The 14919-nt window shown below is 43.1% G+C and carries 9 protein-coding genes; all 9 read left to right on the forward strand.

All coding sequences use genetic code 11. The features are described from left to right. Nucleotides 1-267 precede the first annotated feature (267 nt). The 9 genes from AC58QM_RS02735 (at nucleotide 268) to AC58QM_RS02775 (ending at nucleotide 14827) form a co-directional block, all read left to right on the forward strand. Nucleotides 268-1182 (forward strand): ABC transporter permease, encoded by a 915-nt coding sequence (locus tag AC58QM_RS02735; RefSeq protein WP_497281142.1) that lies wholly within the window; start codon nucleotides 268-270, stop codon nucleotides 1180-1182. A gap of 30 nt (nucleotides 1183-1212) precedes the next feature. Further along, complete coding sequence (locus AC58QM_RS02740; RefSeq protein ID WP_497281144.1) at nucleotides 1213-2088, forward strand: carbohydrate ABC transporter permease; 876 nt, start codon at nucleotides 1213-1215, stop codon at nucleotides 2086-2088. 64 nt (nucleotides 2089-2152) lie between these two features. Continuing rightward, entirely contained in the window at nucleotides 2153-3766 is a 1614-nt protein-coding gene (locus tag AC58QM_RS02745; protein ID WP_497281146.1) for a type 2 periplasmic-binding domain-containing protein, read from the forward strand. Between the two features lie 109 nt (nucleotides 3767-3875). Continuing rightward, nucleotides 3876-6059, forward strand: a complete 2184-nt coding sequence (locus tag AC58QM_RS02750) for a helix-turn-helix domain-containing protein (RefSeq protein WP_497281148.1) — start codon at nucleotides 3876-3878, stop codon at nucleotides 6057-6059. A 42-nt stretch (nucleotides 6060-6101) separates the two neighbouring features. Next, nucleotides 6102-8285 carry an alpha-galactosidase gene (locus AC58QM_RS02755; protein ID WP_497281149.1) on the forward strand — a complete coding sequence of 728 codons (2184 nt, stop codon included), beginning with the start codon at nucleotides 6102-6104 and terminating at the stop codon, nucleotides 8283-8285. Between the two features lie 151 nt (nucleotides 8286-8436). Next, nucleotides 8437-9312, forward strand: coding sequence for a 5'-3' exonuclease (locus AC58QM_RS02760; protein WP_497281150.1), 876 nt, complete (start codon nucleotides 8437-8439; stop codon nucleotides 9310-9312). A gap of 564 nt (nucleotides 9313-9876) precedes the next feature. After that, complete coding sequence (locus AC58QM_RS02765; RefSeq protein ID WP_497281152.1) at nucleotides 9877-11217, forward strand: ABC transporter substrate-binding protein; 1341 nt, start codon at nucleotides 9877-9879, stop codon at nucleotides 11215-11217. Nucleotides 11218-11412: 195 nt separating this feature from the next. Beyond that, nucleotides 11413-13230: a sensor histidine kinase gene (locus AC58QM_RS02770; protein WP_497281154.1), complete on the forward strand. Its 1818-nt coding sequence runs from the start codon at nucleotides 11413-11415 to the stop codon at nucleotides 13228-13230. Beyond that, nucleotides 13205-14827: a response regulator transcription factor gene (locus AC58QM_RS02775; RefSeq protein WP_497281155.1), complete on the forward strand. Its 1623-nt coding sequence runs from the start codon at nucleotides 13205-13207 to the stop codon at nucleotides 14825-14827. The genes AC58QM_RS02770 and AC58QM_RS02775 overlap by 26 nt, the downstream gene beginning before the upstream one ends. Nucleotides 14828-14919 lie beyond the last annotated feature (92 nt).

A 14919-nucleotide genomic window follows, 5' to 3' on the forward strand; every position in this document is an offset into this window, starting at 1 on the left:
TTGTCATAAGCTTGGTTTAATGAAATAGGAGTTGTCCCAGAGGTCATCATGACCGTGGGGCACTCCTATTTTTTGTGTTTACGTGAAGGTGAATTGAGCGAAGAACCAATAATCGCTATTTTGTTGATTTTCACCATTTTCAGTATCATGATGAATCAGTGTTGAAAATCGGGATTTTAACGGAAATTGGCGATTGAACGGGATAATTATTGACGATATAGTGAGTCCAGAAATAAATGAAAACGCTAACAAGAATATCCGAAGGGGATGGCGAGGGTGCAGATATCATTTAAGAAATACATGTCGCACAAATACTTTTTCATGATGTTATTGCCCGTATTACTGTATTATCTGATTTTTCATTATGCTCCTATTTATGGTGTCCTCATTGCTTTCCAAGATTTCAAAATTTTAAAAGGCATAACGGGAAGTAAATGGGTTGGCGTTGATAACTTCAAAGATCTATTTACCTCCATGTACTTTCTACCTGTGCTTAGAAACACACTCATTATTAATTTCTATAAGTTGTTATTTGGTTTTCCCGCCCCCATCATACTCGCACTGATGATTAACGAAGTGAGATTTACTATTTTCAAAAGAGTCGTCCAAACGGTTAGTTATTTACCTTATTTCCTCTCGTGGGTCGTGTTAGCTGGTATTATTATCGAATTTCTATCTCCAAGCCGAGGACCAATCAACGTTGTCTTAACCATGTTGGATTATAAGCCAATCTTTTTTATTGCCAGTGTGGATTGGTTCCGTTCTGTTCTGGTGAGCACTGAAATTTGGAAGACCATCGGATTTAATGCCATCATCTATTTAGCTGCCATGTCGGGGATTAATCCGGAGATGTATGAAGCTGCGGAAGTGGACGGTATCAACAGAATTCAAAAAATATGGTGGATTACACTGCCTTCGATCGCACCTGTCGTGGTCATTCTACTCATCCTAACATCCGGACAGATCATTAGTGATGATTTCGATCAAGTCTATAACTTACTTAATGCCAAAGTCATGAGTGTCGGGGATGTGATCGGAACCTACACCTACAATGAGGGGATTTCGAAGATGAATTACAGCTATGCCGCTGCCGTTGGCTTATTCAAGAATGTAGTTGCGTTAGCGGTGGTTTTGTTTACGAATACCTTAGCGAAGCGTTTCAGTGATGAGACGATATTCTAGAAAGACAATACACACAGAAAGGAGTCGCTTATGACGCGTACATCATTCCGATTATCAGATGCCATCTTCATGACTATCGTTTATATGTCACTCCTTCTTTTGACCATAATCACTTTACTTCCCTTTATGCAGGTCGTGACGTTATCCATGAGTCCAGCGCAAGTCATCAATAGCTATGGCTTTCACTTTATTCCTACCCAATTCGATTTCTCGGGCTACAAGCAAGTAATGAACAATTCCTTAATCTGGACGGCCTACGGGAACACGATCATGCGGACGATTTTGGCCACCTTGTTGACAGTGAGTTTGACGTTTCTGGGGGCGTATCCCTTATCCAAAAAAACACTGCCACATCGCACCTTCTGGACAGGATTTGTCGTGCTTACGATGTTTTTCTCAGGCGGTTTGATTCCCTCGTACATTCTAGTGAAAAATCTAGGACTCATGAACAGTATGTGGGCTTTAATTTTACCTGGAGCGGTGAGTACATTTCTGCTGCTCATTGTGAGGAATTTCGTGCATGAGATTCCTGAGGCTCTGGAAGAGTCAGCCAAGATGGATGGCGCTAATGATGTGACGATTTTGATCAAAATTATATTACCACTCTCGCTACCTGTGCTCGCCACGGTTTCCTTATACACGGCTGTTTATCACTGGAATGCCTGGTTTGATAGCATGCTCTATATTCAAACGGAGAAGAAGCAAGTCCTCCAATTAATTCTGAGGAAAATTATTCTTGATGGCGAACTCAGTGCGGCTGGAACAGAGTCAAGTCAGATGGTGGTCAATACCCAGACAATGAAGATGGCCACATTGGTCGTTTCGATTCTCCCAATTCTTTGTGTGTATCCGTTCGTACAGAAGTATTTTGTGAAAGGGACGCTAATTGGCTCCATAAAAGGGTAGTATCGGCTTGGTTATATCCCGTAGTTTGCGGGTTTAACGTATAATTAGAATAGGGAGGGTTTATATGTCGAAACTCATGCGTAGAAGATTTTCAGTGGTTCTGGCTACAACCATACTAGTTGGCATCATCGCAGGGTGTTCCAAAGAGACAACAACAGCATTGGACACCAAACAACCAGAAGCAGCAGCGAGTGCATTGAAAGAACCGGTTGTCATGGAATGGCTCGCCTACAATTCATTCTCAGAACCAGATCCGGATTCGAAAGTCGTGCAGATGGTTTCCGAGAAATTTAATGCCAAATTCAAGTTCTGGTTCGTCGATTCGCAGAAATGGAATGATAATTTGAACGTGAAGTTGGCTGCTGGAGAAATGCCTGATGTCATGCAGGTTAGAAGCCCTGTGGGTACCTATGTGTCCAATGGTGTGCTTGCTCCGATTGCTGATGAAACCATTCGTAAATTTGCACCGAACTATGCCAAGCTCATTGATAAATATAACTTATGGAATACGGTTAAGTACGAGGGTAAAATTTATGGTCTGCCGAGTCTGAATGTGAATGGCGACTATCCGACTGTCTTGGTCTGGCGTCAAGATTGGCTTACCAAGGTTGGCATTACGAAGGTACCTGAAACCATACAAGAATTCGAAGATGCGCTAGTCAAAATTCGCAATAATGATCCCGATGGCAATGGGAAAAAGGATACGTACGGATTTTCTGATTTTGCCCTTCCAGCCATCCTTGGAGCATTTGGATCTCCTGGTCTCACAGAAGTGAAAAGTGCAGCTGTTCAGAACAAAGAGAATTTGATCTATATGGAGAAAGACGGCAAGATCACCTTCGCTGCGATTCAACCGGAAATGAAGGAAGCGTTAACTCTTTTAAGTAAATGGTACAAAATGGATCTCATTGATCCGGAGATGATCACATCGGAGAACACAGGGGGTTACGGTTTTGACTCCCAAGCCTTCTATAACAATCGCATTGGGCTCACAGGGAAAGGGATGTTCTATCACTGGCGAAATGTGATCGATTCTGCCAATCCGGAGGATAAAGGCGGCGGACAATATGTCAATCTTAAAAAGTCGCAGCCAACGGGAGAAATAGTACTAGGTAAAGCGCCAGTTGGGCCTAAAGGAGCATCGGGTACACCACAATGGGGTGTGAATTCAACGACACTTGGCATAACTGTAAAAGGAGCAAAAGACCCACGTAAAGTGGAAACGTTCTTGAAAATGATTGAAGCAAGTGCAACGGATATCGAATATTACAAAACCGTATTCAGAGGCTGGAAAGGCGAAGCCTGGAAGGAAGAGAACGGAAGATTCATCAATTTAAGTGCTTCCGTACCAGCGGCTGAATTCATGAAAAAAGGCGGGCAAGTGTTTAATATTATTAACGTACCGGAATTCGATAAAAGCATGGATAAATTCAATTATGATTTCGGCGATAAGGTTAAACCCAAAGGCTATTTGAATATGGCAGTTCCTTCCGTGGAATCGCACGTTAAATATGCGACGAATTTAACAAAGTTGACCGTTCAAACGTATTTCAAGATCATCTTAGGCGAAGCAAGCCCAGACAGCTTCGATGACTACGTGAAAACGTTTAAAGCGAATGGTGGAGATGCGATTGAGAAAGAGGTCAACGAAGCTTATAAGAAAATGCTAGGGAAATAGAATAGATTTATGCCAAAGGAAGAGGCTGACAGATTAGCCAGCCTCTTCAATCCATAACCATTTCTTGCTATACTGAACTGAAAACGGATAGAAGAAGTGTGGAGGGGCAATGAAACAAACTCTACTGATCCAGAAAAAGGTTTTCACCCGGTTATATTGGTCGAATATACTTACGGTTATACTGATTACGGTTGTGCCAGTCAGCATTTATTATCAATATTTTGCAAAGGCTTACACCAATGAATTGGAGAAATTTAACCAACAGACGGTTGTTCAATTTCGGCAATCCATCGATCAGCAATTTGTGAAGGAAAGTATCTCTACGTTAAATCGCAGCGCTGTAGATGGCGGACAAGACTCTATTTTGCTCTACCCCATGAGCCATACCATTCGTAATGATTCCTCTTCGATTATCGGGATCGTTTCCCAATTAGATTTTATTCAAAGAGATTTGAATTTTGTAAAATCCATTGATGTCTACTATAAAACGGACAATGTTTTATTTTATGATAATAAATTTTGCTTTCTGAGTTCAAGTACATGTGACATCGGCTCAAGGAGAGAGTGGTTGGATTGGTTTCAGCAGAATGATGTGCAAATTTCTTGGATGCCTCCTCGTCCCATTCAAGGACAGGGCTCTGAGAAAGTGATTACGCATGTTCGGAGTGTTCCTTATTTTGCTGCCTTCGGAAATCGCAAAGCCATTGTCGCCATTAATATTTATGAGAGCGCGCTCAAAAAATCCTTGCAGTCTGTTATGAATGCAGCGGATGGTGTGCTAATTATTATTGATGATCAAGGCAACTTCATAGCGGATAACCAAGATACGAATGGGATCGCGGATATCCAGAAAGATCAAGGTGGTTGGCTTCAGAAAGTGCTAGCTTCAGATCAAAACACAATGTTTATCAATCAAATCGCTGGAAAATCTAGGATGATTTCATCGGTTCACTCCGATTATAACAGTTGGCGCTATGTGGCTTTAGCTAATACAGATGTTTTTTACAAAAAGGCGAATGAATTAAGGAATTGGACACTTTCAATTGGGATCTTATTTCTGCTCGGGAGTATTTCATTAACGATTCTGCTTAGTCGCCGCGCGCATAGACCCTTACGCAGTGTGTTAAGTGATTTACATCAGAAAGTAGAGAACAATAAGCCAATTATTAGACACAACCTCATTATGAGCCTGCTGCATGACGATCTCCCAATGAATCGTGAAGACCTTGCGGATATGCTGGATATACAGCCTGGTTGGGAGCAAGTTTTTTGTTTTATTGTGAAGGTACCTCAGAAGGAAGATTTTGAGAATGAACAGCTGCTCTCGTATCATCTCATTGATCTATTGCAGTTGGAACAGGACCTTGGCTTTCAAATCTGGGCCATTAAAGATTATGGTCGTCGAATTATTGGTATTGTAAATTGCACGGTGAATGAGAAGCACGCAGCGATTGATTATGTAGAAGAGAAAGTGAAAGCCGTGTATGAAAGTGATTTCGTGATCGCCTATGGTAACGAACATAGCAGAGATGTTCGTCCTGTTTCCGCGTCTTACCGCGAAGCCTTGGAGGCACTTTCCTATACCTTTATACTTCCGGAAGAGACAATTATATCGTATGCCAAACTGGATATTGCTGCTCGAAAGCGTACAGGGAGCTCTGTTGTCATTTTGGATGAAATTGAAGATTGCATTCGTGCCTGTGATGGTAAAAAAGCTTATCAACTACTTAGCATGATGTCCGAAGATATCAGAAATGACCACTATTCAATCACCTATTGCAAAAACTTGCTATCCGATATCGTAACGACGATTCGTAAAGTTGTGAAGTCGATGGGGTTTAGTTCAACGCAACTATTCGGTTATGACATTCGAGAAAAACTGGAGGAAGTTCCACATATTCATGGCTTTACGGAATGGGCGAATGAATTAATTCAAACGGCTATTGCAACCATTGAAGATAGAAAGATGAGCATCGACCATAATCTTGAAATTAGGGTGAAAGGCTATATCGAAGAGCATTTGTTCGAAGATATAAGCTTGGAGATGGTTGCTGATCACATGAAAGTAAGTGCAAATTATTTAGGGAAGCTTTTTAAGAAAATTACAGGGGTTAAATTCACGGAATATATGACGGAGCGGAAGCTTACGGAAGCCGTTAAATTGTTAAGAGAAAAACAGCTTGCCGTGAATGAAATTGCTAGCAAGTTAGGCTATAGCTCCGCGAACCATTTTATTCGCATTTTTAAGGAGAAATACGGAGAAACACCGAAGCAATATCAGAAATGGCTGTAAGTACAGGGTTAGGAAGAGCCATGCTCTTAAGGAGAGATAAGTATGCCTAATACCGATTATTATCAAGTCGTTTTACAGAGCGGACTCCTTACTCGTATTCTTGATTTGTCAGAGACGGGGGTTGTTACTTCACGTTTACTTGTAGATGGAACCGAGTGGCTGGACGCAGGGAAAGAGTTTAAGGTATCTCTCCGCTATCGGACAACGGATAAGCCACCAGTGGGGATGCAAGGCAGCGAGGATAGCATCATAGAAACGACAGCTACATTTGGTAAGACAGATGAATTGGCTGTATCCGATACGGGAGAATGGAAAGCGGATGATGCGAATTGGAGTGATGCACTCCTTATTGATGGCAGCGCGGAGAGTCAACTATATCCTCGTTCTAAGAAGGTCACAACGGAGATCCAGGGGAATGGCATTGAATGTTGGAACGTGGAGTTGACCGATTGGGAGGATCCAACGTTTAGTCAAGTTCGAATTATTCTTCGCTATGAGTTGTTTCCACATCATTCAGCCATCCGTAAGAAGTTGATTGTGCACAATGAAAGTGCCAACTGGGTTAAGATAGATGAAGTCATGATTGATCATCTACGTTTGGTCAATTGCCATCCTGCAACGGAATATACACCATCTGGTAGAGGCGCGCAGTCCAGTATATTGGCTATTGAGAGCCCGGATCATACGCAAGGTATTATTCTAGGCAGCGAGATTCCTTCGGCGCTTCGTTATGTAGATGGCACTGGGGCGATGGGCTATAACCCAGACTACTTTGAGTGGGTTCTTGGACCAGGAGAACAATTCGAAAGCGAAGGAACGTTCTATTATGGATGCGCTGGGAAGACATGGGATTCGGGAGCAGGTCTGTCCAAGCCAGTTGATCGCGCCATAGAAAGTGAGTTTCAATCCTTCCTGCGACATGAACTGCACTTGGCACGTGCTCCCATTGAACGAATCGCACCTCTGTGGTGTACATGGTCCAATTTCGGCCCCAATATTGACCAGCCCATCATCCTAGAGTTAGCTGATTTGGCAGTCCAAGCAGGATTTCAAACCATGCAAATTGATGATGGTTGGCAGCGTGGGCGCTTGGGTACTGAGCCTGACTTCGCGCTGTTTCCTGATTTTAAAGGCATGTGCGCGTCCATAAAGGCTTCTGGTCTAGAGCTGGGACTGTGGGTGTCCACATTCCGAGATGAACAATCAAAGGATCTAAGAGATGTTCCTGACGGACTCAGCGTCCCGTGGCTCAAACGATTAGGTGGTTATGGGATGAGCTTTACAAGCCCGTGGCGAGACTATTATGCGGATGATCTTGTGAGTCTTTCCCAAGAATATGGCGTGTCGTATTACAAGCAAGACTTCACCAATATTAAATTCGGCGATATCGCACAAGGCCATGAGAGCCGAACGCGAAAGGAATCCTTGCTTCGCGGCCTCCGCGGCCTTCTAGCAGCGCAAGATCGTATTCGAGCAGGAAGCCCGGGCATCACGTTAGAAATAACCCATGAAATCTATTGGGGAACACCAGGAGTTCCTTGTGATCTTGCGGCACTGCAACATGCGGATACGTATCACATCCCTCCTAACGATTATTCGGGTGTAGGTCATTGGAAGGAGCGTTATCGTGAGGATTGGGACTATGATCCGAAGCAGCTTAGCGAGCAGCTGATTACGGGGTGTTACCAAGCACGCGTTCAGTTGTATGCTCACCGCGGACTACCGTTGCAATGTATTGAATATTATGGTGCAGCAACTGTGAATGTGCGAGGCAGCTTGACTACGCAAATTCAGGATAGACAAATCTGCAGTTGGTTGATGGGAGCACCCCAGCTATTTGCCGGAGATTTGGCCTCTTTGACCCAGGAGAATCTTAACCATTATAAACAGCGGTTTGACCTGTTAAGAAGGCTGCAAAAGGATTATGATATTTACCGTAACTTTCAGTGGAGCGGAGTTCCGGAGCCGACTGACGAGGATTGGCATTGGTGGGGGAAACTGAATTCCAGTGGCGAAGGTGTTGTGATTGCACTACGGGGAGACGTAGAATCCGAATCGTGTGTTGTCTATATCCCTTGGGTCAATCCAGAGTTTACCTATCAAGTGACACTGCTATTCACCGACCGCGAAGTAGGAACATTCACAGGACGTGAATTGCAAGCGGGTGCTTGTGTTCTATCGCTGCCCATCTATGGCCAGGAAATGATTGAACTTAAAATTTGTTGAAGATTTTGAAAGATATATTTGAATAGATTCCTGTGTAACTCGTCATTGGTAACTTTTGCTGATGGCGGGTTTTTGCGTGTCGGGAATCGGTATGCCGTGCTATACTGATTGTAATGAATTCATATCTTCACAGGAATGGGAGCTATTATTAATGTCACAAAATTCATCTGAAACTGTGCTGCTCGTAGACGGCATGGCCTTATTATTTCGCGGTTATTATGCAACATCATCAAGTGGCTATATTATGAGAACCGATCACGGTGTGCCGATTAATGGTGTCTACGGATTTCTAAAATATTTGCTTGATGCGATCGGCACATTCAAACCGACTCATGTCGTGTGTTGTTGGGATATGGGAAGCAAGACTTTCCGGACGGAGAAATTTGACGCCTATAAAGCGAATCGCGGTCCTGCTCCTGAAGAATTAATTCCCCAATTTGATCTGGTCAAAGAAGTGACAGCCAGCTTTAATATTCCGAATGTAGGCGTTGTTGGCTATGAAGCGGATGATTGTATCGGCACATTGGCTCGTACATACAGCCCGGAGACAAAAGTGCAAATTTTAACGGGTGATCATGATATGCTCCAGCTCGTGGATGAGAATACCGAAGTTATCATTATGAAAAAAGGGCAATCCAACTACATGGTGTACACGCTAGAAACGCTCATGGAGGAGAAAAGCCTAACCCCAGCTCAAATCATTGATCTGAAGGGATTAACGGGTGATACCGCAGATAATTATCCAGGGGTTAAAGGGATCGGGGAGAAAACAGCAACGAAGTTACTTAACGAATATGTGAATATCGCTGGTATCCTTGAGAACTTAGCTGCGCTTCCGAAGGGTGTGCGTGCGAAGATCGAAGCGGAGCTGGAGATGTTGCATCTTTCGCTGGATCTGGCAACGATTCGCTTGGATGCGCCGGTTGCTTGTGCGTTAGAAGATTGCGCGTGGGCGATGGATCGGGAGAAGGTCATTAGCAAATTCGATGAAATTGCGTATAAAGGATTAGTGAGGTTGATCGGATAAGCGATCAAGTTAAGGGACAGTGCCTGTAATTGGGTACTGTCTTTTTTTCTAGAAAAGCCAAGCCCCTTATTCAATAGTGTGTGATTCGTGGCATGCTGGTAGCGGGTTGGGTAGGAGTAGATAGAAGTAGTGTGGTCAGTTGAGTAGCTAGATTTAAATTTAATGTAATATATACAGTTAATTTTGCTAATTTGTTAGAGTTATAGTAAATAAATGGAAATTGTACAGCTGATTTGAGAAGAATTGCTCGTTTGGTGGTTTTTAGTAGAAATTAACTGTATGAAATCCATCTATGGCTCCGAAATGGCGCGAATCAGCAATAATAACGACATAAAATCCATTTAATTTGTTTGGGGCGGTGGAGAAAGGTTTGTCTGTAGAAGTAGAAGTAGAAGTAGAAGTAGAGGTAGAAGCGGGAGTAAGTTTGCTGAGTTCACGCACAGCGTAAACGGAAAATTGAACAAAGAAGACGGTTTTTTTAATTACGGGATGTTAATTTTTAGCAGATAATAGAAATGTAAGCGATTACGGTTTTGAAATGTACGTACAAAGGGGAGAAAAACCATGAAAAAGGCAGTAGTTACATTAATGTCATTATCCATGATTTTTACAGCAACCGCTTGTTCTTCGGGTACTTCTAGTAACCAAAGTGGAGGAGCTACAACAGCGCCAACAACAGCAACGACTCCTAGTGCAACAGTAAGTGCAAGTAAGGAACCAGTAAAGCTTCGTATGGCCTGGTGGGGTGGTCAAGCGCGCCACGATTATACGCTGAAAGTTATCGAAATGTATGAGAAAGCACATCCGAATGTGAAAATTGAAGCTGAATATGCGGCTTTCGATGATTATTGGAAGAAGCTTGCTCCTCAAGCAGCTGCAAATCAACTGCCAGATATTATACAGATGGACATCTCATATTTGACACAATACGGTGGAAGAAACCAATTAGCAGATTTGACACCTTTTACGAAGAGTAAAATTCTTAATGTGGACGACGTAAGTCCAAATGCAGTTTCAGGTGGTCAAGTAGGCGGGAAACTCGTCGCTATGAACTTAGGGGTTAATGCTTTAACCAGCATGATGGACTTTGAAATGCTGAAAAAGGCAGGTATTACGCCTCCGGAGAAGAACTGGACGTGGAATGATTTGGATGAGATTACGGCCAAAGCGAAAGCAGCGGGCAAAATCACGGGCGGCTTCCGAGATGATGTTTTCTTCCCTTATTACCTGCGTACACTTGGTCAAAAAATGTATAACGCAGAAGGTACAGCACTGGGTTATACCGACGATAAACTATTTGTTGATTATTTCAATCGCTCTCAGAAATATTATGACGCTGGTAGCGTACTGGCGCTTGATAAAGCTGCACAAAAGAAAGGTACACCGGAAGATGACGAGATGACATTGGGTAATTCCATTTCCTCCAATGGTTGGTCTAATCAGTTCATTGGTCTAGCTACGGCATCCAAACGTGAGCTTGTCCTGCAGCCAATGCCGGGTCCAGATGCCAATAAAGGATTATTCTTGAAACCAAGTATGTACTGGTCCGTCTCAAGTAGTTCCAAAGTACAAGAAGAAGCTGCTAAATTTATTGATTTCTGGATTAATGATATTGAAGCGAATAAAATCATTAAAGGTGAGCGCGGAGTACCCGTAGCATCCAAAGTGAAAGAAGCATTGAAACCGCTGTTAAGCCCGAATGAAATAAAAGTTTTCGACTACGTGGCGTGGGCTGAGAAAAACAGCGCACCGATGGATCCTCCGAACCCAGTCGGTTCCATCGAGATCGAGAAGCTGCTTAAAGATACCGCGGAGAAAATCATGTACAAGAAAATAACAGTTCAAGAAGCAGCAACATCTTTCCGTAAAGATGCTACTGCGATTTTAGACAAAAATAAAAAATAACATGAGGTTTTAATAACAGGTACCCAATGCCCAAACACTTACAAGAAGTGTTTAGACATTGGGTACCTGTTTAACTTACTCAAAAATTTGAACATGAAGATTACAAAAAGTTGAATTGTAAGAAGCAGGATTGATGTTACAATGTGGTATAATCGATTGCATTTTAAGATGAACAACAGGGGAAGTTGGGATAGCATGATCAGGTGGCTATTTATTAATCGGAGCATCCGCACCAAAATTGTATGGAGCAGTGTCCTGATTTCCTTGATCCCCATGCTTGTACTCTCCATGATTTTCTATAAGTCGAGTACCCGTTCTCTGGAAAACTCGATGTTCCGAAGCTCGGACCAGAATGCGGCATATTTATCGGGGTATTTGGATCAATATTTTAGTAATATTTCTTCGTCGGCCTTGCAAATATATGGTTTCGAACGCATTCTAAATCTCATGGAGCATGGGGCCAATTATAATGATGCGGAAATCATTTTACTCAGAGAATCCATCAAAAATTATGATTTGCTCATTCAAAATAAAAACAAAGACATCATTAAGATCATGATTTTCGGGAAAGAAAATAAACTGGAAGACTCATGGTCAAGAGCAGCCAGCTATGAGTCTGTCAAAATAGATCAGAGCATTCCTCATTACAAGGAGATGCTCGATTTGCCATTTCAGCAAGCGCTTATGTTTACGTATAAAGACATCACCTTGCAACAGGATTTCTTTGTTTACTCGATTCCTATTTATGATCCGTTCTACAGAACGAAGTTCGGTACGCTTGTTTTTTATATACAAAGTAAAGAATTAGCGAAAATGATTGAAGAGAACAATCACACACCGAACGTCATCGTCTTACAGAACGCAAGCGGGGAACCTTTTTATCAGACAAATGGCCAATATGCAGATATCATACCCAAATACGAAAAGCCGGAGTTCAACACGCAGAATAATCCTAAGCATATCGCATTCATGAAGAAGAAAGATTTACTCGTCGGTACCTCTCGTCTCAATTATGGCAATATTGCGCTTTCGATCGTGTATCCGAACCCTGAACTGGAACAGAACCGCAGGAACATACTGCTTACGACGATTGGCGCGTTCATTATTGTGATGCTGAGCATTTCCTTGCTTTCTATTCTTGCGCAGCATTACATAACTAGACCTATTAAGTTACTCGGAAAAGCGATGAAGACTGTTCGCAAAGGCAACTTTCATGTCAGTCTGCAGCAGAATACCAATTATCGCGATGATATTTCGGAGCTAACGAGCAATTTTAATTTCATGACGGATAAAATTCGCGAGCTGATTGAATCCAAATACGAAATGCAGCTGCTCAATAAAGAAGCACAAATTCTTGCCCTACAGATGCAGATTAATCCGCATTTTCTGTACAATACGCTGCAGACGATCGGTGGGAAGGCTGTACTTATCGGCGATTATGAAATTCACGAGATGTGTCGTGCTTTAGGTGACATGTTTCGGTACAGCTTCTACGAAGGTAATGCAGCGTCGACCATTGGTCAGGAGCTTGCGCATGTGAATAATTACTTGTACATCCAACAGCTTCGCTTCGAGGAAACGCTGCAGATCGAGTTCGACGTCGCCTCTGATCTGATGGACTGTGCTATTATTCGCTTCGTCATGCAGCCGATTATCGAGAATGTGATTGTGCATGCGTTCAGCAAGCGGGAGGTGGAGCAGTCCCTTCGGATTGGTGTACGTGTGCTGCGGGATTCGGATTCCGTAGTACTAGCAGTTCAAGATAACGGTCCGGGCATTGAAACGGAAAAGTTGCTTGCGCTCCGATCGTCTTTTGACAACAAATCGTCTGACGTCTTCTACGGGGTATCCATCGGGCTTAAGAACGTTCATGAACGATTAAGATTGGTGTATGGATCACCTTTTGGCTTGGACATCGAGAGTGAAGTGGGCATAGGGACGACGATTCGTATACGAATTCCTTACAATCCTAATGGGGGTGACAGCTTTGTACAAAGTAATGGTCGTGGATGATGAATCGCTAGGTAGGAAGTCTGTTTGTAAAATGATTAGTGAACTCTCTCTGGACGTGGAAGTCATCGCGGAAGCGCGGCATGGAGAAGAAGCATTGGAGCTTATGCGAATCAGCAAGCCACATATTATTGTGACAGATATGAATATGCCGGTCATGAACGGTCAACAGTTTCTCGAAGCCTTGTACACGAACTATTCGGAGATTAAGGTGATCGTCATTAGTGGGTATTCCCAGTATGAATATATGAAAGCTGCAGTAACGTATCAGGCTTGTGAGTACGTGCTGAAGCCGATCTCCTTAACGGATTTGAAGAGCGCTTTGGTGAAGGCTATGGAGGCAAGTCACAACCATTTGACACTGCAGCAGCAAAAGAAATTCACGCAAGACATGTGGCAACTCCGCAGAGAGGTGTTTCTTCAGCATGTGACCAGTCGTCGTATCACGAATGTGATGGATATTCAGTCCCAAGCGGAGGAACTTTCGATATCCTGTGCTAGAGGCAGTTTTAGATTAGCGCTCTGTATGTTTCGTAAATTCCATGACATTTCAACGATGAAATTTCATGGCAATGCAGATTTGTTGATGTACAGCATCGAAAATATATTGTCCGAAGTGATCTCCTCAGCCAGTCAGGATGCTGCTCCGTACATCTACAAATCAGATGACAGGATGAGTCTATGTCTGTACATACCCGAGTCTGATTACAAGGAGTCGCAAATTCGAGATCTACTTGTAACCTTTCATAACGTGATCAACCAGATGCTGAAGCTTGACGTGGTTGCAGGTTTGAGCAGTGTATTTCATAATTTGGAACGATTGCCGGACGCCTTTGACATGGCTAATGAGCAGTTGAGAAGCAATGTGCTGCATGCGACTAGCTTCTCTCTGAGCTCGCCAGAACTACCCGTTGCTTCGATGCCATCTGTGTCGGAGTTGTTAACGGTGTTTGAATTGAAGAGTCTACAGCAAGCGTTTGCTGCAGGGAATGGGAGCGAGAGTCGCGAGCTGCTGCGGAATATCCTTTTGAAGGCGGAGAAATTAAGCGGATTGACCATCCGTGAGGGTCAGCGGGCACTTAAAAAACTAACAGAGATCGCCGCTGCTGAAATGGCAGACATGGTGATATCGTATCCACAGCTTTTCGATGCGCGTTCGATCTCAGGTGTCGTGAATCACAGTCAGTTTAGCGACTTCCTTAGCCAGTTCACTGAGGCTATCGAGGAGTACCATGCGAGCAAGGGAATGACGCCATCTGTTCATTCTATTCACGAGATTGCTGCCTATTTGGATGCGCATTACTTTGAAGACATCAGTCTAATTGACATCGCCACACGCTTTCATCTCGATCCGAGTTACTTAAGTAAGCAGTTTAAATCGGTGACCTCTGAAAATTTCATCGAGTACGTGACACGTAAACGGATGGAAAAGTCGTGCGAGCTGCTTAACATGTCTGAATCTAAAATCAGTGAAATTTCCGAGCTTGTGGGCTATGAAAATCAGCGTTATTTCAGCCAAGTGTTCAAAAAATTCACGGGACAAACGCCATCGGAATACCGAGAGAGGCATGGGGCGAAATCCTTCACACCAAAATTTTGAACATCAGAACGACAATTTATTTTATTACGATTCCTTCTTTCTACGGGTAAGATAGGATTCAGAACGAGAGCTCACAGTTCTAAACCGAAAAC

It is taken from the genome of Paenibacillus sp. J22P165, from assembly GCF_059692015.1.